Origin of the sequence: Pigmentiphaga litoralis, from assembly GCF_013408655.1 — a bacterium.
GTDB classification, from domain to species: domain Bacteria; phylum Pseudomonadota; class Gammaproteobacteria; order Burkholderiales; family Burkholderiaceae_B; genus Pigmentiphaga; species Pigmentiphaga litoralis_A.
This window is the reverse complement of the sequence record NZ_JACCBP010000001.1, coordinates 1,905,251-1,927,359: the sequence shown is the minus strand read 5'-3', so window position 1 is coordinate 1,927,359 and position 22,109 is coordinate 1,905,251. Positions and strand designations below refer to the sequence as shown.

17 protein-coding genes are annotated in these 22,109 nt (G+C 64.9%); 10 read left to right on the top strand and 7 right to left on the bottom strand.

Annotated features, from left to right (window positions below; genetic code table 11):
* Positions 1 to 198 precede the first annotated feature (198 nt).
* Together HD883_RS08540 and HD883_RS08535 are read right to left on the bottom strand one after the other, a co-directional pair.
* Entirely contained in the window at positions 199 to 984 is a 786-nt protein-coding gene (locus HD883_RS08540) for a BPSS1780 family membrane protein (RefSeq protein WP_179586450.1), read from the bottom strand.
* A gap of 49 nt (positions 985 to 1,033) precedes the next feature.
* Positions 1,034 to 2,002, bottom strand: coding sequence for a homoserine kinase (locus tag HD883_RS08535; RefSeq protein ID WP_179586452.1), 969 nt, complete (start codon positions 2,000 to 2,002; stop codon positions 1,034 to 1,036).
* Positions 2,003 to 2,297: 295 nt separating this feature from the next.
* Between HD883_RS08535 and HD883_RS08530 the strand changes: the two genes are divergently transcribed.
* Positions 2,298 to 4,022 carry an amidase family protein gene (locus HD883_RS08530; protein ID WP_179586454.1) on the top strand — a complete coding sequence of 575 codons (1,725 nt, stop codon included), beginning with the start codon at positions 2,298 to 2,300 and terminating at the stop codon, positions 4,020 to 4,022.
* Positions 4,023 to 4,047: 25 nt separating this feature from the next.
* Here the strand turns inward: HD883_RS08530 and HD883_RS08525 are convergent, their stop codons facing one another.
* The gene (locus HD883_RS08525) at positions 4,048 to 4,743 is read right to left on the bottom strand and encodes an LOG family protein (RefSeq protein ID WP_373563329.1); all 696 of its coding nucleotides are present in this window, start codon (positions 4,741 to 4,743) and stop codon (positions 4,048 to 4,050) included.
* A gap of 103 nt (positions 4,744 to 4,846) precedes the next feature.
* Here HD883_RS08525 and polA point away from each other — a divergent pair, with 103 nt between their 5' ends.
* Positions 4,847 to 7,567 (top strand): DNA polymerase I, encoded by a 2,721-nt coding sequence (gene polA, locus HD883_RS08520; protein ID WP_179586459.1) that lies wholly within the window; start codon positions 4,847 to 4,849, stop codon positions 7,565 to 7,567.
* A 78-nt stretch (positions 7,568 to 7,645) separates the two neighbouring features.
* On the opposite strand, the gene HD883_RS08515 is transcribed toward polA, so the two are convergent.
* On the bottom strand, positions 7,646 to 7,870 hold the full coding sequence (locus HD883_RS08515) for an RNA-binding S4 domain-containing protein (RefSeq protein WP_179586461.1): 225 nt from the start codon (positions 7,868 to 7,870) through the stop codon (positions 7,646 to 7,648).
* Positions 7,871 to 8,099: 229 nt separating this feature from the next.
* Between HD883_RS08515 and HD883_RS08510 the strand changes: the two genes are divergently transcribed.
* From HD883_RS08510 to HD883_RS08480, 7 genes are all read left to right on the top strand, one after another.
* Positions 8,100 to 9,482, top strand: coding sequence for a hypothetical protein (locus HD883_RS08510; RefSeq protein WP_179586463.1), 1,383 nt, complete (start codon positions 8,100 to 8,102; stop codon positions 9,480 to 9,482).
* 111 nt (positions 9,483 to 9,593) lie between these two features.
* Complete coding sequence (locus HD883_RS08505) at positions 9,594 to 10,961, top strand: tryptophan--tRNA ligase (protein WP_179586465.1); 1,368 nt, start codon at positions 9,594 to 9,596, stop codon at positions 10,959 to 10,961.
* A gap of 169 nt (positions 10,962 to 11,130) precedes the next feature.
* A complete protein-coding gene (locus tag HD883_RS08500) occupies positions 11,131 to 11,769 on the top strand; it encodes an L-threonylcarbamoyladenylate synthase (RefSeq protein WP_179586467.1) in 639 nt (212 codons plus the stop codon).
* A gap of 60 nt (positions 11,770 to 11,829) precedes the next feature.
* Entirely contained in the window at positions 11,830 to 12,477 is a 648-nt protein-coding gene (locus tag HD883_RS08495) for a site-2 protease family protein (protein WP_179586469.1), read from the top strand.
* Between the two features lie 122 nt (positions 12,478 to 12,599).
* The gene (dapA, locus tag HD883_RS08490) at positions 12,600 to 13,541 is read left to right on the top strand and encodes a 4-hydroxy-tetrahydrodipicolinate synthase (protein WP_179586471.1); all 942 of its coding nucleotides are present in this window, start codon (positions 12,600 to 12,602) and stop codon (positions 13,539 to 13,541) included.
* Between the two features lie 107 nt (positions 13,542 to 13,648).
* Positions 13,649 to 14,806, top strand: coding sequence for an outer membrane protein assembly factor BamC (bamC, locus tag HD883_RS08485; protein ID WP_373563328.1), 1,158 nt, complete (start codon positions 13,649 to 13,651; stop codon positions 14,804 to 14,806).
* A 46-nt stretch (positions 14,807 to 14,852) separates the two neighbouring features.
* Positions 14,853 to 15,635 (top strand): MBL fold metallo-hydrolase, encoded by a 783-nt coding sequence (locus HD883_RS08480; protein WP_179586473.1) that lies wholly within the window; start codon positions 14,853 to 14,855, stop codon positions 15,633 to 15,635.
* Positions 15,636 to 16,316: 681 nt separating this feature from the next.
* Here HD883_RS08480 and HD883_RS08475 read toward each other — a convergent pair.
* Positions 16,317 to 17,504 carry a ribosomal protein uL16 3-hydroxylase gene (locus tag HD883_RS08475; RefSeq protein ID WP_179586475.1) on the bottom strand — a complete coding sequence of 396 codons (1,188 nt, stop codon included), beginning with the start codon at positions 17,502 to 17,504 and terminating at the stop codon, positions 16,317 to 16,319.
* A gap of 102 nt (positions 17,505 to 17,606) precedes the next feature.
* On the opposite strand from HD883_RS08475, the gene HD883_RS08470 reads away from it, so the two are divergent.
* Entirely contained in the window at positions 17,607 to 18,224 is a 618-nt protein-coding gene (locus HD883_RS08470) for an FKBP-type peptidyl-prolyl cis-trans isomerase (protein WP_179586477.1), read from the top strand.
* 87 nt (positions 18,225 to 18,311) lie between these two features.
* Here the strand turns inward: HD883_RS08470 and HD883_RS08465 are convergent, their stop codons facing one another.
* Complete coding sequence (locus tag HD883_RS08465) at positions 18,312 to 19,358, bottom strand: metallophosphoesterase (protein WP_179586479.1); 1,047 nt, start codon at positions 19,356 to 19,358, stop codon at positions 18,312 to 18,314.
* Positions 19,355 to 21,985 (bottom strand): DNA mismatch repair protein MutS, encoded by a 2,631-nt coding sequence (mutS, locus tag HD883_RS08460; protein WP_444964352.1) that lies wholly within the window; start codon positions 21,983 to 21,985, stop codon positions 19,355 to 19,357. The genes HD883_RS08465 and mutS overlap by 4 nt, the downstream gene beginning before the upstream one ends.
* Positions 21,986 to 22,109: the final 124 nt, after the last annotated feature.

Genomic DNA, 22,109 nt, shown 5'->3' with positions numbered 1-22,109 from the left:
ACTGCTCTTGAATGCAAGACCATCAAGGGTAGAGACAATGGACAACCTAAGCATTACCTGAGGCCAGTAGCGGGGGAATGAACACAAGGGAATGATCACCGGGTTCAATCAGCCAGCCACTGCAGGCTCACCAATTTGTACAGCAACTCGTAACTTGAAAATCGTGCGCTATCTTTATACGGGTTATTTGGACTCAGGTCAAATCATTTGCTGCGCTTCAGGCGTATCCGGCTCGCCGAACACGCTTTCGTAGGCCGGGTAGAAGCTGCAGTACAGCACCGCCGCCGCAAAGAAGTTCAGCGGCATCTGCACCAGCCCCGCCACGCCTTCCGGCAGGCCGATGCCTTCGAGCAGGCTGCCCAGCAGTTCCAGGCCCGCCACCGCGCCGAACCAGACCAGTCCATAAACGATGAACGCGCCCTTGTTGCGCCAGCAGGCCACGGCCGAAAAGAACAGTGCCTTGCGCAGGCTCAGGTTATGCCAGGCGACCAGCACTGGCGCATGCCAGAACATGGCGGCCACGCTCACATAGAAGATGGCGAACAGGATGATCGGCGTGCGCATGGCGACCAGGACTGGCGACAGGTCGTCGTCGGTCACGCCCTGCAACGCGTCTCGCAGGGTGTCCATGAAGGGCAGGAAGGCGACCATGCCCGCCAGCATCACGATCACCACATACACGGCGCCCATGCCGAACAGGCGCTTGGCCAGGCCCGGTGTTTTCAGGATCAGGAACAGGCGCAGCGGCATGACCGCCTTGCCGGCCAGGATCTGGCGGCAGGCCACCAGCGTCATCACGGTCACCACCGGCATCAGCGTCACGAAGAGCAGCGGACCGATCGGCGGGATCATGGTGGCCACCAGAACCAGGAAACCGATGGTCAGGGCCCACGTGAACATGGCGATGGGCTGGCGCTTGAACAGGCCGAATCCGTCACGGACCCAGTGCCAGCCGGCGCTCATGGGCAAGGAAGCGGCTTGCATCACGCGTCCCCTTTCGTGCGGGAAGGCATGGCGGCAAAAACGAATGTCATCAAGGCAGGACCAGGGGAGTGTGCGCGCGGCGCAGCCGCAGGACGCGCTCGAAATGGGTGGGATCGTGCGGCGTCAGGGTCTGGGCCGGACGGGGCAGATAGAAGTCGAACAGCCGGGACATCCAGAAGCGCAGCGCCGCGGCGCGCAGCATCAGGGGCCAGGCGGCGCGTTCGGCGTCGGTAAAGGGGCGTTCGGCGGCATAGGCGGTCAGGAAGGCGTCGGCCAGGTCGGCGCGGATCTCGCCGGTGGCGTGGTCGATCGACCAGTCGTTGATGCAGACCGCCACGTCGAACAGCCAGGTGTCGCAGCCGGCAAAGTAGAAGTCGATGAAGCCGCCCAGTTCGGGCGCATCGGGCGTGCCGGCAAACAGGACGTTGTCGCGGAACAGGTCGCAGTGGGCCGGGCCGGAGGGCAGGGCACGCTGCGCGTCGGTCGCCGCTGCGGCGACCTGCGCGGCCACTTCGTCGCGCAGCATGTCGGCCGCGTCGGCCGGAAGGTGGGGCGCCACGACCGGCGCCGTCTTTGCCCACCATTCCACGCCCAGCAGGTTGGGCTGGTTGACCGCGAAATCCTGGCCGGCCAGGTGCATGCGCGCCAGGGTGCCGCCCACCAGGGCGTTATGCACGGCGCCCGGCTGCATCTGGCACTGTCCCGGCAGCCGCGTCACGATCGCGCTGGGCTTGCCGTGCAGTTCGGTGATGCGCGCGCCGTCGTGCGTCGCTTGCGGGTGGGGCACCGGCACCTGATGTTCGGCCAGGTGGCTCATCAGGTCGATGTAGAAGGGCAGCTGCGCGTGGGTCAGCCGCTCGAACAGCGTCAGGACGTATTCGCCCGTGGTCGTCGACAGGAAATAGTTGGTATTTTCGATGCCGGAAGAGATGCCGCGCAGGGAACGAAGCTCGCCAAGCGAAAAGCGCTGGAGCAACGAACGGGCGTCAGCCTCATCGACGGGGGTGAAGACGGCCATGGATAACTTGTGAAGGAGGTCGGAATGCGGTGCTTGGCAGCATTCTAGCCGCAACCCTTCGGGCGACATGTGGCGGGCGCGCCGCGACGCACTAATAAAGGGAGCGGGAGCACGCGGATCGTGCGGTCGCGGGCGGCGGTGGTGCGCGCTGGCGTGGCCCGGATGCGTGGCGCCAGGACACGCGAAATTTGGCATGGATCGTGCTCGATGCATCTTGCCGCGGGCAGCCCTCGACGCAGGGCTGGCGGGGGATCAGGCCGTTCGGCCGACTCGCGGCGCATCTTCAAGGACTTCCATGACTGTGAGCATCAAGCTGCGGCCGCTGGGCGTGTTTGCCAGCAGCACGATCGTGTGCGCCATTCTTGCCTCGTGCGGCGGCAGTGACCAGGACACCGTGATCCGGCTCAATCCGAACCGTGCCCCGTTCCCGCTGGTCGAGGCGACCATCGCCGGCATGCATGCCGCCATGAAGCAGGGGCAGCTGTCGTGCCGCGACGTGGTGCAGGGCTACATAGCCCGCATCAACGCCTATGACAAGGAACCCAGCGCCGCCTTTCCGGCCAGCCCCGCGCTGCGCAGCGTGATCGCGATCAATCCGAACGCGCTGGCCGAGGCCGACAAGCTCGACGCCGCCTTCTTTGGCACGCAGAACTTTACCGGGCCGATGCATTGCGTCCCGGTGCTGGCGAAAGACAACTTCGACACGTTTGACATGAAGACGACGGCCGGTTCGCTGGCCCTGGCCAACAATCAGCCGCCCGACGACGCCTACACGATCCGCAAGATCCGTGCGGCCGGCGCCATCATCCTGGGCAAGGCCAACCTGGACGAATACGCCTTTGGTTTTGTCGGCCGGTCAGCCGTCGGCGGGCAGGCCAAGAATGCGTACGACCCGACCAAGGGTCCGGGCGGATCGTCCTCGGGCACGGGCACGTCAATCGCCGCCAACTTTGCCATGGTCGGGCTGGGTACCGACACTGGCGGATCGGTGCGGGTGCCGTCGGCACTCGAAGCCCTGGTCGGCATCCGCCCCAGCCTGCGCCTGGTCAGCCAGGATGGCATCGTGCCCCTGGCGCACGCGCAGGACACGGCCGGCCCCATGTGCCGGACGGTGGAAGACTGCGCCGTGCTGCTCGACGCCATGGTGGGGTTCGATCCTTCCACTGGCAGCGGCCAGCGCGCCGCCAAGATCTATAACGCGCCGCTGTTCCCGAATGCCGGCGCCTATGCGGCCGCCACCAAGGTGCCGACCACCTACACCACGTCCTTGCGGGCCGACGGCCTGCGCGGCGCGCGGATCGGCGTGGTGCGCAGCATGTTCCCGGCCGCCACCGCGGCCAATCAGCCGTTCCTGGATGCGCTGAACACGGCCCTGACCGAAATGGCAGCGGCCGGCGCGGTGCTGCAGGACATCGATATCGACGACCGCACCACGGTGCTGGGCTACCCCAGCCTGTCGGGCTATGAGTTCAGGGACAATCTGACCGAGTACCTGCTGTCGTGGCCCTCGACAGGGGACGGGCACCCGCGTTCGTATGACGAGGTCTCGACCCTCTTGTCGACGCTGGAACCGACGTTCGTCAACAGCTTCGAAGGCTATCGCGCCAATGGCACCAACAAGGAAAGCAAGCCGGCCTACCTGACCTACACCAGTGGCGAGCGCGACAACGTCGTCATCACCCGGGTGACCAAGGCGCTGGGCAACAACGGCGGCACGCCCTTCGATGTGCTGGTGTATCCGGTGCTGCAGGGGCTGAACACTGCCGTGGGCAGCTCGCCCAACTCGGGCAGCAACAACCGGCTGAGCCCGTACAGCGGCTTTCCGGCCATGACCATCGTGGCGGGTTTTGCCACGCCCGTGGGCGCGACCACCCCGGCCCAGCCGGTCGGCCTGGAAATGCTGGCGCGGGAATTCGACGAGCCCACCCTGTTCAAGATCGGCTACGGCTGGCAGCAGACGGCCAAGAAGCGCCGTCCGCCCACCACCGCGCCGGAACTGATGGCGGCGCCGCAGGGCTGAGCGCGGGCGTTTTGAAAGCCGGGGCTTACAGGTTGAGCAGTCGTTCGCGTTCGCCGGGCGACTGCGTGAAGCCTTCGGCCTGGTAGAAATCGAAAATGGCATCGACGATCTCTTGCGGATCGTCGATGACCTGCAGCAGATCCGGATCCCCCACCGACACCAGCTTTTGCGCCAGCGGCTGCGCGCGGATCCAGTCCAGCAGGCCGGCCCAGAATTCGCTGCCCACCAGAATGATGGGCATGCGGCGGCTTTGCGTGGTCTGCACCAGGGTCAGCGCTTCAAACAGCTCGTCCAGCGTGCCAAATCCCCCCGGCAACACCACATAGGCCGACGCGTACTTCACGAACGCCACCTTGCGCGGGAAGAAGTGCCGGAACGACAGGCTGATGTTCTGCCAGGGGTTGTGGTTCTGTTCGAAGGGCAGTTCGATATTCAGGCCGACGCTGGGGCTGGCGCCTTCGTACGCGCCCTTGTTGGCCGCTTCCATGATGCCGGGGCCGCCACCCGAAATGACGGAAAAGCCGGCATCGGACAACAGCCGCGCGATCTTCTCGGTCTTTTCGTACAGCGGGGAATCGCTCTTGATCCGGGCACTGCCGAAGATGCTCACCGCGGGGCGGATCTGGGCCAGTCGTTCAGACGCCTCGAAGAACTCTGACATAATCCCCAGCAGATGCCACGACTCCCGCGCCTTGGTTGCCGTGGCGCGTTCAGCGTTCACGACATCGCGCAACCCCGGTATCCGCCGTGTGTTCTTTGCCTCGACCCGCGGGTCTTTGGTGTCTGGACTTTCTTCGCTAGTTTGAATTTCTGTGTGTTTGATCATGATCAAGACGTTGCTGTTGGTCGACGGTTCGAGTTACTTGTACCGCGCGTTTCATGCCCTTCCCGACTTGCGCAACGCGCAGGGCGAGCCGACCGGCGCCCTGTATGGCGTGCTCAATATGTTGCGTCGAGCGTTGAACGATCATAAGGCAGACTATATCGCCTGCATTTTCGACGCCAAGGGCAAAACCTTCCGCGACGATATGTATCCGGAGTACAAGGCGACGCGCGCGTCCATGCCCGACGACCTTGCCAAGCAGGTCGAACCCATCGTGCTGTCCGTGCGCGCCATGGGCTGGCCGGTCATCTCGATCGAAGGCGTCGAAGCCGACGACGTGATCGGCACCCTGACCACGATGGCGGCCAAGCAGGGCGTCAAGTCCATCGTGTCCACCGGCGACAAGGACATGGCCCAGCTGGTGAACGACCACGTCACCCTGGTCAACACCATGAGCGCCGAAACGCTGGACATCAACGGCGTGATCGCCAAGTTCGGCGTGCCGCCCGAACGCATCGTGGACTACCTGATGCTGATCGGCGATACGGTCGACAACGTACCCGGCGTGGAAAAGGTCGGCCCCAAGACCGCCGCCAAGTGGATCACGCAGTACGGATCGCTGGATGAACTGATCCGCCAGGCCGACACCGTGAAGGGCGTGGCCGGCAACAATCTGCGCGCGGCCATCCCGAACTTCGAACTGACCCGCAAGCTGATTACGATCCGCACCGACTGCGATCTGGCCAAGGAAATTCCGGATCTCGAATCGCTGCGTCCGCGCCCGATCGAACGCGACACGCTCGAAACCCTGTACGAACGCTACGGTTTCCGCACCTGGGTGCGCGAGATCACGGGTGACGCGCAGCGGGTGCCGGAAGGCGACTCGCGCGTGCAGACCGATCTGCCGGCCGCGCCCGAGACGGTCGAGTACGACACCGTCATGGACTGGCCGACCTTCGACAAATGGCTGGCGCGTATCGAGGCGGCCGAGCTGGTCGCCCTGGACACCGAAACCAATTCGCTGGTGGAAATGCAGGCGCGGCTGGTCGGCATTTCGATCGCCACGGCGCCGGGCCTGGCCTGCTACATCCCGGTTGCGCACCGTTACGGCGGCGTGCCCGACCAGTTGCCACTGGACGAGGTGCTGGCGCGGCTCAAGCCCTGGCTGGAAAATGCCGACGCGCCCAAACTTCTGCACAACGCCAAGTACGACACCCACGTGTTCGCCAACGCGGGCGTGAGCCTGCGCGGCGTCAAGCACGACACCATGCTGCAGGCCTATGTACTGGAATCGCACCGCGGGGTTGGCCTGGCCGACCTGGCGCAGCGCTGGCTGGGCCGCAGCGGGGTGCAATATGAAGAGCTGTGTGGCAAGGGCGCCAAGCAGATCTGCTTTGACGAAGTGGCGATCGACGCAGCCTCGCACTATGCGGCCGAAGATGCCGACTTCACCCTGCAGCTTCATAACGTCCTGTTCCCCAAGATCGAGGCCGACGACAAGCTCAAGACGGTGTACGCGATCGAAATGCCCGTGTCGCGCGTGCTGACCGTGATCGAGCGCAACGGCGTCAGCATCGACAGCGACGAGCTGGCGCGGCAAAGCCATGTGATCGGCCAGGAATTGATGACGCTGGAACAGCGCGCCTATGAACTGGCGGGCCAACCGTTCAACCTGAACTCACCGAAACAATTGGGTGAGATCCTGTTCGACAAGCTGAAGCTGCCGGTGGTGAAAAAGACGGCAAGCGGCGCGCCGTCGACCGACGAAGACGTGCTGTCCAAGCTGGCCGAAGACTTTCCGCTGCCCAAGGCGCTGCTGACCTATCGCAGCCTGTCCAAGCTCAAGGGCACCTATACCGACAAGCTGCCCAAGATGGTCAACCCGTCCACGCGCCGGGTGCACACCCGCTACGCGCAGGCCGCGGTCGTGACCGGGCGTCTGGCGTCCAGCGACCCCAATCTGCAGAACATTCCGGTGCGCACGGTAGAAGGGCGCCGGGTGCGCGAGGCGTTTGTGGCGGACGAGGGCAACGTGATCGTGTCGGCCGACTATTCGCAGATCGAGCTGCGCATCATGGCGCACATTTCGGGCGACGAAAGCCTGCTCAAGGCGTTCGCGGCCGGTGAGGATATTCACCGCGCGACGGCGTCCGAGATTTTTTCCGCCAAGCTGGACGAGGTCAGTTCCGAGCAGCGGCGCTACGCCAAGGTGATCAACTTCGGCCTGATCTACGGCATGAGTGCGTTCGGTCTGGCGGCCAACCTGGGCATCGAACGCGACGCGGCCAAGCACTACATTGACCGCTACTTCACCCGCTATCCGGGCGTGGCGCGGTATATGGAAGAAACCCGCGCGCGGGCGCATGAACGGGGTTATGTCGAAACCGTGTTCGGCCGGCGCCTGTGGCTGCCCGAGATCAATGGCGGCAGCGGCCCACGCCGCCAGGCCGCCGAACGCGCGGCCATCAACGCGCCGATGCAGGGCACGGCGGCGGATCTGATCAAGCTGGCCATGGTGGCGGTGCAGGACTGGCTGGACGAAGCGGGCATGCGATCGCGCATCGTCATGCAGGTGCACGACGAATTGGTTGTCGAAGTGCCCGAGACCGAAGTCGATGTGATGCGTGAGCGGCTGCCAGCCCTGATGTGCGGCGTGGCCGAACTGAAGGTGCCGCTGCTGGCCGAAACCGGTGTCGGAAAGAACTGGGAGCAGGCGCACTGATCGTGCGCCGGTCCTGAGGCATCAGGCGGCGCGGCACGGTCTGCGTCGCGCCTGCGCTACCTTCAGCTGTTACGCTTCTTAAGCCTCGATGGGCAGCACGTGAATGCGCACGTCGCCCAATTCGACGATCTGATCCGCCCGGATCTTGCAGGTCTTGCGCAGCTCGACCTGTCCGTCGACCTTGACCAGACCATCGGCCACCATCGCCTTGCCCATCCCTCCGGAATCGGCCACGCCCGTGGCTTTGAGCAGATCACAGAGGGGAATGAACTCCCGGGTCAGGGTGAATTGAAGCTGTTGCATGGTCGGGATCTTAGGTTGGACACAAGGCGCCATTATGAGGCCAGTGGCCGCACCGCTGTTGCGGCGGTGGCGGTCGACGGCCCTCACGTGGCGCGATGCCGCGTCACCGCTTGTTGCGATCGCTCTCCCTTTGCATTGAGCGCAATCACCGCGTGCGTGCTGGCGACTGATAGATTGAGGACGTGTCGGGAGACACCTTCATCTATCAGTTGAACAGGAGGGATGCCGGATGGCCTACCAACGCAACGATGCAAAAAAATTACTGACTGCGCCCGAGCTGGCGCTGTTTGACGCCGGCCGCAGCGGCGAGATCAAGAACCACAGCAAATCCGCGCTGCGCGGTCACCTCGAACGCGCCCGCAAACTGCGCGACAAGTACCGCGATCTGTACCGCCGCCAGCGTGTGGCGCTGCGCGGATCGACCGGGGCGAAGTCCGGCGCGCAGGGCGAGGGCAACGAGCGCACGCGTATGAAGGAAGAGATGCTTGCCGAGGCCGTGACGCGTTTCGAAGCGCGCCTGACGCAGATCGAGGCCGCGGAAGATCGCGAGCACGCCGCAGCCGAGAGGGCAGCGAGCAAGTCGGCGGCCAAGTCGTCCAGCCGGACGGCAGTCGCGAAAAAGGCGGCTGGGAAGTCGGCTGCGAAGAAGTCGGCGGGTACGAAGACGGCAGGCAAGACCGCGGGCAAGACTGCAGGTACGAAGACGGCAGTCAAGACCGCGGGCAAGACCGCCGGCACGAAGACTGCAGGTACGAAGACGGCAGGTACGAAGACGGCAGGCACCAAGTCCGCTGGCAAGAAATCCGCAGGCAAGACCGCGGCCAAGAAGTCTTCCGCTGCAACGTCGGCGGCGGACGCACCGGCGAGCCGCACGGCCGCCAGGAAGAGCAGCAAGACCGCTGCCAAAAAATCTTCGGTATCCAAGTCGTCTTCGGCAGCATCGACGACCGGGTCGTCTGCATCCGCTGCGAAGAAATCTTCGGCTAAGAAGTCTTCGGCCAACAAGTCTTCCGCCACGAAGTCTTCCGCCAAGACGTCGTCGGCCAACAAGTCTGCATCCAAGTCCGCCGGCAAGCCTGCAACCAAGTCTGCATCCAAGTCCGCCGGCGAGACTGCGACCAAGTCCGCATCCAAGTCCGCCGGCAAGACTGCGACCAAGTCCTCAAGCAAGTCCGCCAGCAAGTCCGCGTCCACCGGCGCGGCTGGCAAGACGGCCAGCGCACGCAAGGGCGGCAACCGGTCTTCCAAGACGTCCCGCAGCCCGACCGATGAAGCCGCAGCCAATCTGCCGGACCTGCCCGACATCCTGAAATCCAGCCTGCAAGGGGGGCAGGATTCAGCAGGTACGACCGGCGCCGCCGCCAAGACGGCGCCAGCCAAACGCAGCAGCGCAAGAAAAGCCCCGGCCAAAAAGCGGGGGTCGGCGGCGGCAGGGGGCGCGGCTGGCGGGACCTCGAACGCATCGCCAGCGGCTGACGGTGGCAACCCGGCAGGCGATGCATCGCCGGCCGGGGGTGGCGACACTGGCGGCAGCAGCAGTGGCAATGGCGGCAACGGCGCCACAGGTCCGGACACCCTGACGGGCGCGCCCAGCCAGAACCTCCTGGCCTGAGGCACTCCGAAGGAAGCAGGCGTCAGGGCCTGATGCTCTGCTTCCTTCGGTCCAGCTCCCAGGTAGCGGTAAACTCGCTGTCTGTCCTACAGCCGCCGCCTGCCCCTGATAATGAGAACCCGCATTCTGACCGGCGTCACCACGACCGGCATTCCTCACCTTGGCAACTATGTGGGCGCGATCCGCCCGGCGATCGAGGCCAGCAGGGCGCCCGACGCCGATGCCTTCCTGTTTCTTGCCGACTATCACGCGCTGATCAAGTGCGGCGAACCCGAACGCTTGCAGTCTTCGCGCCTGGCCATTGCCGCCACGTGGCTGGCGGCGGGGCTGGATCCCGAGCGCGTCACGTTCTATCGCCAGTCCGACATTCCCGAGATTTCGGAACTGTGCTGGCTGCTGACCTGCGTCACAGCCAAGGGCCTGATGAACCGGGCGCATGCCTACAAGGCGTCGGTGGACCAGAACGTGGCCGACAATCTGGAGCCGGATGCAGGCATCACCATGGGGCTGTTTTCCTACCCCGTGCTGATGGCGGCGGACATTCTGATGTTCAACGCGCACAAGGTGCCGGTGGGCCGCGACCAGATCCAGCACATTGAAATGGCGCGCGACATCGCCCAGCGTTTCAGCCATCTGTATGGCAATGGCCGCGAACTGTTCACGTTGCCCGAAGCGCTGATCGAAGATTCGGTGGCGACGCTGCCGGGCCTGGACGGCCGCAAAATGTCCAAGAGCTATAACAACACCATTCCCTTGTTTGAAGGCGGCCGCAAGCTGCTCAAGGACACGATCGGCAAGGTGGTGACCGACTCGCGTCTGCCGGGCGAGCCCAAGGATGCAGAGACCAGCCAGCTTTACACGATCTACCGCGCGTTTGCGTCCGACGACGAAGCGGCGGCGTTTCGCCAGCAACTGGAAGGCGGCATGGGCTGGGGCGACGCCAAGGCCGCGCTGTTCGAACGGCTGGAACGCGACATTGCGCCGATGCGCGAGCGTTACGAGTCGCTGATCGCGCGTCCGGACGATATCGACGACATCCTGTTGGCGGGCGCTCGCAAGGCGCGTGAGCTGGCGCGTCCGACCATGGCCCTGCTGCGCGACGCCGTCGGGCTCGGCTCGATGCGTGCCGGCGGCGGCGCTGCCGCCAAGGCCGGCAAGAAAAAGGCCGCCAAGCAGGCCCGGTTCGTCAGCTTCCGCGAAACGGATGGCACTTTCCGCTTCCGTTTCGTGGCTGCGGATGGCGAGGCGCTGCTGCTGTCGGACACCTATGCCGACGCGCAAACGGCGGGTGCCGCGATCAAGCATCTGCAGGCCCAACCCGACCTGGCCGAAAACTTGCTGCTGGATGAACTGGGCTACACGGTCAGCCTGGACGGCCATGTGGTCGCCCGCGGCGGTCCGTTCGCCACCGCGCAAGTCCGTGACGCCTCGCGCGACAAGCTGCTGGCGGAACTGCGGGGCCTGGCCGCGTCAGCCTGACGCCTGCGGGTTAGCCGGCGGGTTCGCCTGCGGGTTCGCTTGTTGCAGCGGCTGAACCCGCCGACGGCATGGCGCTGGCGAACCCCAGTCCTGCTTTAACGTTTCGACCCCCGACGCCGGGATGTCTTCCGGCGCCGATCGTCTCATCTTTTTTGCCCAGGAAAGCCTCATGGCGCAGTTCTTTACCGTCCACCCCCAGAATCCGCAGGCCCGACTGCTCAAGCAGGCTGCCGCGCTCATCAGCAGCGGCGGGCTGGTCGCCATCCCGACCGACTCCAGCTACGCCGTCGTGGCCCACCTGGATGACAAGAATGCCGCCGACGGCCTGCGCCGCCTGCGCGGGGTCGACGATCGCCATCACCTGACGCTGCTGTGCCGCGACCTGGCCGAGATCGGCCACATGGCGCATGTCGACAATCGCCAGTACCGCCTGCTGAAGACCGGAACGCCCGGTCCGTTCACGTTCATTCTGGAAGCGACCAAGGAAGTGCCGCGACGTCTGTCCCACCCGTCGCGCAAGACCATTGGCATCCGCATTCCCGACAACGCTATCACCCTGGCGCTGCTGGAAGAGGTGGGGGCGCCGCTGATTTCGACCACGCTGATCCCGGATGGCGAGACCGAACCGCTGAATGACGCCGAGCAGATCCGCGAACGGTACGAGCGCCAGCTGGCCGCCGTGATCGACGGGGGCGCCTGTCCCCACCAGGCCACCACCGTGATCGACCTGACCGACGACCAGCCGGTCGTGGTGCGGATCGGGCGGGGCGATCCGGCGTCGCTGGGCATCCGGGTCGACGCATCCTGACCGATCCGTACTGATCCACCCGGCGGAGGCGCGCGGCCGCGCCGCCGCATACAATGCCGCATGGAATCTGTCATTCAAACGATCGCGATCTACGCGATCCCGCTGATTTTCGCGATCACCCTGCACGAAGCAGCCCATGGTTACGTTGCCCGCATGTTCGGCGACAACACGGCCTATGCCGCCGGACGGGTCACCCTCAATCCCATCAAGCACATCGATCCGATCGGCACTCTGCTGGTGCCGGCGGTGATCCTGCTGACCAGCAAACTGTTCGGATTCGGCGGCCTGCTGTTCGGCTGGGCCAAGCCCGTGCCGGTTGACTTTGGCCGGCTGCGCCGCCCGAAGCGCGACATGCTGTGGGTGGCGGCGGCCGGACCGGGGATCAACCTTGTCATGGCCATTATCTGGGCGGTCAGCCTGAAGCTGATGATCGCGACCAGCATGACCGAAGAATTCTTCATGGCCATGGCCGTGGCGGGGATCCAGGTCAACCTGATGCTGATGGCGCTGAACCTGCTGCCGATTCCGCCGCTGGACGGCGGGCGGATCGTGTTCAGCCTGCTGCCCGACAAGCTGGCCTATCAATATTCCCGGATCGAGCCCTACGGCATGGTGATCCTGGTGGTGCTGCTGGTCACGAACCTGCTGACCTTCCTGGTGTCTCCCATCCTTGGCGTGGGTGACGCAATCATCAAGCTGTTCCTGTGAAACCTGTCCAGTGAACTTTTCCGTACCTGGATTGCCTGATAGGCCAGCGGTCGCGCCAGGCCGCTAATCCGGTACACTTGAACGATTTTCCGTCTTCCGCCAACTGGCCGACCCCACCACGTATGTCACCCAATTCTTCGGCATCTTCCGCGCGCGCCACGGCGCCCCGCGCTCCAGTCCAAGGTCAGATCGAAGGCAGCATTGTTGCCATCGTCACGCCCATGTCGCCCGATGGCGCGCTCGACATCGCCGCGTACAAAGCCTTGATCGACTGGCACCTGGCCGAAGGCACGAACGGCTTCGTGGTCGTCGGCACCACGGGCGAATCGCCCACCATTTCGGTTGACGAGCACGCCGAAATGATCCGGCTGTCGGTGGAACACGTCGCGGGGCGCGCCCCCGTCATCGCCGGGGCCGGCGCCAATTCCACCGCCGAAGCCATCGAACTGACGCGTTACGCCGCCGAAGTGGGCGCCGACGCCAGCCTGTCCGTCGTGCCTTACTACAACCGGCCGACGCAGGAAGGGCTGTACCAGCATTTCAAGACCATCGCCGAAGCAGTCGACCTGCCCATGATCCTGTATAACGTCCCCGGTCGCACCGGCGCGGACCTGGGTCATGACGCCACGCTGCGCCTGGCGCAGGTGCCGGGCATCATCGGCCTGAAAGACGCGACCGGCGACATCGGCCGCGGCGCGCTGCTGCTGAGCCAGCTGCCCGACTCCTTTGCCGTGTACAGCGGAGACGACCCGACTGCCGCCGCCCTGATCCTGATGGGCGCCAAGGGCAATATTTCCGTCACGGCGAACGTTGCGCCGCGACTGATGCAGGAACTGTGTGCCGCAGCGCTGGCAGGCGACGCCGCCCGCGCGCGCGAGATCAACAAGCGCCTGGCGCTGTTGAACAAGAACCTGTTCCTGGAACCCAATCCCATCCCCGTCAAATGGGCGCTCGCCCAGATGGGACGTTCCGCACTCGGCTACCGCCTGCCGCTGGTCGAGTTCAGTTCGCAGTACCATGCCGCTGTCCGTGAGGCGCTGTTGGCGGCGGACATCCGTATCTAAAGTGCCCGCCTCCCGCGCCAGCGCCTGTGCGCGCGAGCGCCGACCTCTTTTACCGGATGACCCGCCACGCCTCTGACAGGCCGGCGGTTTCAGGAGTTACGATCCAAATGAATGCTGTTCGACCCCATCTGCCACGCCTGGCAGTGTTGCCCATGCTGCTCACCCTTTGTGTCCTGGTCACCGGATGCAATACGGTCAACCAGCTGCTGGGCAAAGAAGAATCGATCGACTACAAGAGCGCGTCGCAGCCCAACAAGAACGCCAAGCTCGAAGTACCGCCCGACCTGACGCAATTGCCGCAGGACACGCGCTACCAGTTGCCGGCCGGCCCGGCCAGCACCACGTTCTCGAGCTATTCCACGACCAAGCCGGCACCGTCTGCGCCTGCAGCGACCGCCGTGCTGCCGTCGCGGTCCGACATGCGCGTGGAACGCGCTGGCGCCCAGCGCTGGCTGGTGGTTGAAAACCGTCCGCCGGAACAGCTGTACCCGATCGTTCGCCAGTTCTGGCAGGACAACGGCTTCCTGATCCGTGAAGACATGCCGCAAGCCGGCGTGATGGAAACGGACTGGGCCGAAAACCGCGCCAAGATCCCGCAGGACTTCATCCGCCGCACGGTGGGCAAGGTGTTTGACGGTCTGTGGTCCACGGGCGAGCGCGACATGTATCGCACGCGTCTGGAACGCTCGGGCAGCGGCACCGAGATCTACATCAGCCATCGCGGCGCGGTGGAAGAGCTGACCGGCAGCGAAAAGACCCAGACCATCTGGACCGCGCGTCCGAATGATCCCGGCCTGGAAGCCGAATTCCTGAGCCGCCTGATGGTCCGTCTGGGCAGCGACACTGATCGCGCCAAGACTGCCGTGGCGCTGGCCACCCCGGTCAATGATCCGGCCCAAGCACCGCGCCTGTTGACGGTCACGCCGAGCGGCGCGCTGCAGGTCAATGAATCGTTCGACCGTGCATGGCGCCGGGTGGGCCTCGCGCTCGACCGCGGTGGCTTTACCGTGGAAGACCGCAACCGCGCCGAAGGCACGTACTTTGTGCGTTATGTGGACACCGACGCCGTCAACACGACCGAAAAGCCGGGCTTCTTCAGCCGCCTCTTCAAGCGTGACACGACCGAAACGCGTCCGCAGTTCCGGGTGAAGCTGGCTTCGGCCGGCGAGCAGACCCAGGTCACCGTGTTGAACAGCCAGGGCGCGCCTGAAAACAGCGCCACCGGCCGTCGCATCCTGACCGTGCTGGGTGATCAACTGAAGTGATGGACAGGCAGTCCGCAACGGGCCGCCAGGAGCTGGACGGGGTCTGATGCGATACACCAGTCTGGGCAGCGGCAGCGAGGGCAATGCCCTCGTTGTCGAAGCCACCGAAGGCGCGAGCACCACGCGCATCATGATCGACTGCGGCTTTGGCCTGCGTGAAATCGAGCGGCGCCTGCTGGCTCGAGGCCTGGAGCCCGGCAGCCTGAGCGGCATTCTTGTCACGCACGAACACGGCGACCACATCGGCGGCGTGTTCAAGCTGGCCCGCAAGCACAACGTTCCTGTCTTCCTGACCACCGGCACGCATGCCGCGGTCGCGCACAAGATCCCCGACGGCATGTGGGTGGTCCGGTGCGACAGCCACATCCCGTTCGGGATCGGGGCCTTGCAGATCCTGCCTTTTCCTGTCCCGCACGATGCCCGCGAACCGGTGCAATTCGTGATGACGGACGGCGCGCGCCGGCTGGGCGTGCTGACCGACCTGGGCGAGGGGACACCCCATGTGCACCGCATGCTGTCGGGCTGCGATGCGCTGGTGCTGGAATGCAATCACTGTCCGGATTTGCTGGCCGAGAGCGCCTATCCGTATTCGCTCAAGATGCGGATTTCGGGCCGGCTGGGGCATCTGTCCAACTCCGCCGCGGCAGCCGTGCTCAAGGCCGTGGACCGGAGCCGGCTCAAGCGCGTTCATGCCGCGCATCTGAGCAAGCAGAACAACGCGCCCATCCTGGCGCAGATGGCCCTGGCGCCTATCCTGGGCTGGCTGCCGGAAGAGGTGGGCATTGCGGACCAGTCCGAAGGGTTCGACTGGGAAGTGATCGGCGGGTAGCCGCAGGGGTGCAGACGACAAAAAGCCAGCTCGAAAGCTGGCTTTTTTTCATGCCCCGCTTGCGCGCGGCATGTATCCCAGTGGTCTGACCCAGGCGCGGCGGGGGTTCGCCTGCGATGGGGGGATATCCGATCGGATAAACGCCCGGGTGTTCGACCCGTGCTACTTAGGAAGCGGTAGCAGGAGCAGCCGGATCAGCAGGCGTCATCGGGGCTGCAGGAGCGGCCGGGTCAACTGCTGGCGGGGTGGTGGGTTCCATAGGAACCGGTGCCGGCGTGGTCACAGCTGGCGGGGTCGTGTCAGCAGGAACAGCAGCTTCTTCTTTCTTGCCGCAAGCCGACAGAGCGATTGCAAGCATCGATGCCAAGAGCAGAGTCTTTTTCATAGTAGATCCTTAGAATTTATAGTAGTGATCGGAGATCAAAAACGAACTAGAAATAGCGCTATTTCCGGTAGATGTCCGGGCCTTCGGCGCAGCGAGCAAGTGGTTCTGCTCATATCTACAACCGCGATCTGGACAAGTGTAAATTTTAGCAGCCCGGTCAGATTTTTGCCACGATGAGGGCAAAAAGTAAGTCTCACGTAAGCAATTTGTGTATCAGTTCGGTCAAGAATGTGCGAAAGCGTTTCGAGTCCGTGGCTTTATCACGTCTTGCTTACGCCGGGCCGACAAATCCCGCGCTATCGCCTGGCGGATTTCCTGGCCGGTGCCGCGGGCTGGTCGGCAAAATGCAGCCAGCCATCGTCCAGCCAGTCTGTCAGCATGCTGCGTTCCGCGTCGGTCAACTTGCGGCAGACCGGATCGGCGCAATCCAGCGTGCGGGCGTCGGCCAAGTGCCGCAGGGCGGCGCTGGCCGGATGGTCGATCATTTCCCCATTGATGAACGCGGTGCGTTCCCGGTAGATCATCAGGGTCCGGCGGTCCAGCGTCAGCACGCCCGCGGCAGGCCAGTCTTCGGCCAGGTCGGGCAGGGTGTCCATGTCGACGGCATCGAACACCACATCCGGCTTGGGTTCGGTCAGCCAGCAGCCCAGGAATCGGCTGGCCAGGGTACGGTCCAGCGGCACGGCCGCTGCGGCGGCCAGGGCGGCGTCGACCAGGGTCTCGGGCAACGCGGCGGGTTGGTCGATCGCAGGCTGGTCAGGATCACGATAGTGGCCCTTCAGCGGCGTCGGTGTCCGATCCGACAGCTGGTCGGCCGCCGCCTCCAGCATGCCGCGCGCCAGTTCCACCAGCGAAGGCGACCGGAAGCCGATCGAAATCGTCATGCATTCGCCTTCGGCAATGCCGTCGTGCGCGTACGCAGGCGGCAGGTACAGCATGTCGCCCGGGTTCAACACGAATTCTTCGGTCGGCGTGAAGTTCGCCAGGATCTTGAGCAGCGCGTTGGGGTCCAGGCTCAGGTCCTTCTGTTTGCCGATCCGCCAGCGCCGCTGTCCGACTGCCTGCAGCAGGAAGACGTCGTAGCTGTCGAAGTGCGGGCCCACGCCGCCGCCGTCCGTGGCAATGCTGATCATCAGGTCGTCCAGCCGGGCGTCGGGCACGAAGCGGAAGCGATGCATGAGCGCGGCCGCCGCGTCGTCGTGCAGGTTCACGCCCTGCACCAGCAGCGACCATTCCGGTTCCTTGGCGGGCGGCAGGCGGGCGAACGGGCCCGATTCCATCTGCCACTGGCCGTCTTCGCGCCAGACCAGCCGGGACTCGACCTCGTCCTGGCGCGACAATCGTTTGACGTCGGCAATCGACAGCGGTGGCCGGAAGTCGGGGATGGCGCCGCGGATCAGCAGGGGCTTCTTCTGCCAATGGCGTTGCATGAATTGGGCCGGGGTCAGGCCGGCAAGCAGGGCGGTGGATTCGTTAGCATTCATGGCCGCGATCATAACAAGCTGGTAACAAGCCCGGACAGGCACCATCCCCGCGTCAGACTGTAAACTGCCGGATTACCAGTACAGATTACGGATGTCCCTAAAATGGCCGATTCCAAACTTGATTCCGCACTGACAGTCGGCGAAAACACGGTCGTCACCGTGGAATTCTGGATCACCGATACCGATGGCGAGGCCCTGGACGACAGCGGCGGCCCGGTCAGCTTCCTGCATCGCGGGCTGGACAGCCTGCTGCCGCGCCTGGATGACGCCATCGAAGGCAAACAGGTCGGCTTCGAAGACACGTTCCATCTCGAACCCAGCGACGCATTTGGCGACTACGACGCCGACCTGCTGCGGGTCGAGCCGCGCTCGCGTTTTCCGGAGCCGCTTGAAGTCGGCATGCAGTTCGAAGGCGTGCCGGGTCCCGAAGGCGACGAAGGCGATGGCCCCACCGTGACCGAAGCCGATGACGATGACGAACTGTCCGAAGACTCGCTGATCTTTGTCGTGACGGACCTGTCCGAAGACAAAGTGGTCCTGGATGCGAATCATCCCTATGCCGGCATGGCGCTGCGGGTACGCATCAAGCTGCTGGGCGTACGCCCGGCGGATGCCGAAGAGATCGAGCAAGGCCACGCCGAAGGCGCGGACGAAGAAGACGATGAAGACGTGCTGGATGCGTTGATCGAATCGCGCCGCAATCCGGGCGTGCTGCACTGATCGCTTGCGCCGTGCCTTGATAGGGCGGCCCGCTAGGGACCGCCTGCACCGCCTGCCGACTGCACGGGCCAGGCGCGCTGCTGCCTGCTACGGGCGCGGGGGTTCCGCCACCGCGTTCCGGTTTTCGACCCGGATCTGCCCCTTGCGGCCAGGTTCCACTTCGACCTTGACCCAGAACGCGGCGCTTCCGACGCCATAGGCGCGGATGCGCATGACGTTTTCCAACGGCTTGCCGTTCACCTTGAGCGGATGGTCGGGCTTGGGCGGGGTGCCGACACCGGGCGCCGCGCCATGCACGATCAGAACTTCGCCCGGAAATTTGGCGGCCAGGCGGGCCAGGGTGAGTTTGAACTCGGCAAAGGGATCGCGGCCATCGCTGGCCGTCAGGTTCTGCTGCCCGTCAAAATGCGGGTCGGCATCGAAGGCAATGACGATGGCCTTGCGTTTGTCGCGGGTGGCGTTCGAAAAGGCCTGGCGCAGCCAGAAGGCATTGGCCAGGATACGTTCTTCGTACTCGCCATTGCGCCCGGCGCCGCTGCGATAGTTGTTGTGGGTGCCCGGCATGTTCAGGGTCACGAACAGCACGTCGCCGTATTCCCATCGCGCGTTTTCGGGATAGCTGCGGTAGCGGGCGGTATCGCTCAGGCGCTGCAGGCCCAGCGTGATCGTCCCCATCGTTTCCGACGACTCAAAAAACAATTCCCGCAGCCGATTCAGGCGTTCCACCGGGCCGAACTGGCCGGCCAGGTCGCGATCGCAGGTCGCCCAGTCGTTGCTGCCCGGTGCAAGCACGAACGGGACCGGGCTGGCGTTGAACAGGTCGCGCCGGCGCTGGTAGGTGGCGTCGTCGCAGCGTTCCGTCTCGTGCTTCAGATTGCCGACATGCACGATCAGATCGGCTTCGCGGCCAATCTGCGCCAGCACGTTCACCACCGTGGCTTCGTCGCGCGACCCGGCTGGCGTGTCCCCGATCACCGCAAAATTGAATCCACGGCGGGCGGCGTAGGACGATTCCGTCACGGCGCTGGCCGGCGCGGCCCAGCTGCCACAGGCGATCGCGCAGGCGGCGGCCAGCAGTCCACGCCGGGCAGGGGTAAACGGCAGGCGCCAGCAAGCGCGTAGGGAACGGATCATGACGCCGATTGTAGAAGGCTCTTCAGCCGGTACAGGGCATCCAGGGCTTCGCGTGGACTCAACACATCAGGATCGATGGCGGTCAATGCGTCCTTGACGGCGTCGGCCGCAGCCGCATCGGCCGCCGCCTCGTCATTGGCCGCCGTATCGGGCGGCGGGCTGAACAGCGGCAACTGCGGCACCTGGGCGCCCTGCGTTTCCAGCTTTTCCAGTTCACGGCGGGCCATGCGGACCACGGCCGACGGAATGCCGGCGCGCTGCGCCACCTGGATCCCGTAGCTGCGGCTGGCCGGACCGTCGCGCACTTCATGCAAAAAGATGATGCCCTTGTGCGATTCGGCAGCGGCCAGGTGCACGTTGGCGGCTTCGGGCTGCACGGACGGCAAGCGGGTCAATTCGAAGTAGTGGGTCGCGAACAGCGTCAGCGCGCGGTTGTGCGTGACCAGCTGATGCGCGATGGCCCAAGCCAGCGACAGGCCGTCATAGGTCGAGGTGCCCCGGCCGATTTCATCCATCAGCACCAGGCTGTCGGCCGTGCTGGCGGACAGAATGGCCGCGGCTTCGATCATCTCCATCATGAACGTGGACCGGCCACCGGCCAGGTCATCCGCCGCGCCAATCCGCGTAAAGATCCGGTCGATGCGGCCGATACTGGCGGATCGCGCCGGCACGAAACTGCCGATGCGGGCCAGCAGGACGATCAGCGCCGTCTGCCGCATGTAGGTCGATTTGCCGCCCATGTTGGGGCCGGTGATCAGCAGCATGCGGCGGGTGCGGCCCAGGCGGCAGTCGTTCGGCGTGAAGCGTTCGATGACGCGTTCCACGACCGGATGGCGTCCCTGTTCGATCACGATGTCCGCCGTATCCAGCAATTGCGGCGGCACCCAGTCATGGTCGCGCGCATGCACCGCGAGCGACGCCAGCACATCGATTTCGGCCAGTGCCGCGGCCACCTGCGTCAGGGACCGCACGTGCGGCGCCATCTGGTCCAGCAGCTGTTCGAACAGCCATTTTTCGCGGGCCAGCGCCCGGTCCTGGGCAGACAGGATCTTGTCTTCCCAGGTCTTCAATTCGGGGGTGATGTAGCGTTCGGCGTTCTTGAGTGTCTGCCGGCGGCGGTAGTCGTCGGGCACCTTGTCGGTCTGCCCGCGCGTGACTTCGATGAAAAAGCCGTGCACCCGGTTGAATTCCACCCGCAGATTGGCAATGCCCGTCCGCTCGCGTTCGCGCGCTTCCAGCTGCACCAGGAAGTCACCGGTATGCGATTCCAGGGTCCGCAACTCGTCCAGGTCGGCATCGAAGCCCGTGGCGATGACTCCGCCGTCGCGCACGTTCACGCTCGGCTCGGGCGCAATGGCGCGCGACAGCAGCGTGCCGATCTCGGGATCGATCACGATCTGCGCGGCCAGTTCGGCCAGCTTCGACACCCCGTCCGTCAGTTGTCCGCCTGACGATACAAAGTCGGTCAGCGTGGCATGCAGGGCCGGCGTCAGCGCGACGGCGTCACGCAAGCTGGCCAGTTCGCGCGGGCGCACGGATCGCAGCGCGACCCGCGCGGCAATCCGCTCCACGTCGGGCAGCGGCGCCAGGGCCGTCTGCAGGCTGCGCGGATCGCCGCCGGCCAGCAGCATGCCGATCGCTTCCTGCCGCGCGGCCACGGTGGCGTTGTCGCGCAGGGGATGGTGCAGCCAGCGGCGCAGCAGGCGGCTGCCCATCGGGGTCTTGTTGTGGTCCAGCGCCGAAAACAGCGTGGGCGATTCTTCGCCGCGCAAGGTCTCGGTCAGTTCCAGATTGCGCCGCGTCACCGGGTCCAGCAGCACGTATTGGCTGGCGCGGTCGGCGCTCAGTTGCTGCACGTGGGCCAGCGCCTGCGACTGCGTGTGCGACACGTAGCGGAGCAGGGCGCCTGCCGCGCAGACCGCCTCCGGCATGTCATCCACGTCAAAGCCGGCCAGCGAATCGACCTTGAAATGGTTGAGCAGTTGCTGGCGCGCGCCACTGCTTTCAAAGTGCCAGTCAGGCACCGGGCTGATGGACGCCACATAGTCCACGGCCAGCGGCTGGCCTTCGATCAGCACGACTTCGGCGGGTGCGATGCGATGCAGTTCGCTTGCCAGCTGGCCCAGCACGCATTCGGTCAGGCGGAATTCGCCGCTGGCGAGGTTCAGCCAGGCAACGCCGCAGCGGCCCGTGGCGCCCTTGCTCTTGCTGGTCCCGATACACACGGCGGCAATGGCGCGGTCGGCCTTGGCCGGCAGCAGCGCGTCGTCGGTCAACGTGCCGGGCGTCACGATCCGCACGATGCGACGTTCGACCGGACCCTTCGAAGTGGCCGGATCCCCGATCTGCTCGCAGATCGCCACCGACTCGCCCAGCTTGACCAGCCGCGCCAGGTACTGTTCGACCGAATGATGCGGCATGCCGCACATCTTGATGGGCACGCCGTTCGATGCGCCACGCGTGGTCAGCGTCAGGTTCAGCATGCGCGATGCCTTCACGGCATCGTCATAGAACAGTTCGTAGAAGTCGCCCATGCGGTAGAGCAGCAGCATCGATCCGGCCTCGGCCTTGAGTCGAAGGTACTGCTGCATCATGGGGGTGTGCCCAGCGGTGTCGGGAAGTGTCATTCAGGGAATATCGGTCGCGGGTCAGGCCAAAGGGGTATTTGACCATGTTTGCCGCTTGCGACCGGACGGCACCCTCCCACTGGCCAACGTCGTCGTCTATTGCACGATCATTTCGTTGGCCAGG

Coding starts and splice junctions, on each gene's coding strand:
- HD883_RS08470 (WP_179586477.1), top strand. CDS start 17,607: ATGGCCGATTCCAAACTTGATTCCGCACTGACAGTCGGCGAAAACACG.
- HD883_RS08510 (WP_179586463.1), top strand. CDS start 8,100: ATGGCCTACCAACGCAACGATGCAAAAAAATTACTGACTGCGCCCGAG.
- bamC (WP_373563328.1), top strand. CDS start 13,649: ATGAATGCTGTTCGACCCCATCTGCCACGCCTGGCAGTGTTGCCCATG.
- HD883_RS08540 (WP_179586450.1), bottom strand. CDS start 984: ATGCAAGCCGCTTCCTTGCCCATGAGCGCCGGCTGGCACTGGGTCCGT.
- polA (WP_179586459.1), top strand. CDS start 4,847: ATGATCAAGACGTTGCTGTTGGTCGACGGTTCGAGTTACTTGTACCGC.
- HD883_RS08535 (WP_179586452.1), bottom strand. CDS start 2,002: ATGGCCGTCTTCACCCCCGTCGATGAGGCTGACGCCCGTTCGTTGCTC.
- mutS (WP_444964352.1), bottom strand. CDS start 21,985: ATGACACTTCCCGACACCGCTGGGCACACCCCCATGATGCAGCAGTAC.
- HD883_RS08505 (WP_179586465.1), top strand. CDS start 9,594: ATGAGAACCCGCATTCTGACCGGCGTCACCACGACCGGCATTCCTCAC.
- dapA (WP_179586471.1), top strand. CDS start 12,600: ATGTCACCCAATTCTTCGGCATCTTCCGCGCGCGCCACGGCGCCCCGC.
- HD883_RS08475 (WP_179586475.1), bottom strand. CDS start 17,504: ATGAATGCTAACGAATCCACCGCCCTGCTTGCCGGCCTGACCCCGGCC.
- HD883_RS08530 (WP_179586454.1), top strand. CDS start 2,298: ATGACTGTGAGCATCAAGCTGCGGCCGCTGGGCGTGTTTGCCAGCAGC.
- HD883_RS08515 (WP_179586461.1), bottom strand. CDS start 7,870: ATGCAACAGCTTCAATTCACCCTGACCCGGGAGTTCATTCCCCTCTGT.
- HD883_RS08500 (WP_179586467.1), top strand. CDS start 11,131: ATGGCGCAGTTCTTTACCGTCCACCCCCAGAATCCGCAGGCCCGACTG.
- HD883_RS08465 (WP_179586479.1), bottom strand. CDS start 19,358: ATGATCCGTTCCCTACGCGCTTGCTGGCGCCTGCCGTTTACCCCTGCC.
- HD883_RS08495 (WP_179586469.1), top strand. CDS start 11,830: ATGGAATCTGTCATTCAAACGATCGCGATCTACGCGATCCCGCTGATT.
- HD883_RS08480 (WP_179586473.1), top strand. CDS start 14,853: ATGCGATACACCAGTCTGGGCAGCGGCAGCGAGGGCAATGCCCTCGTT.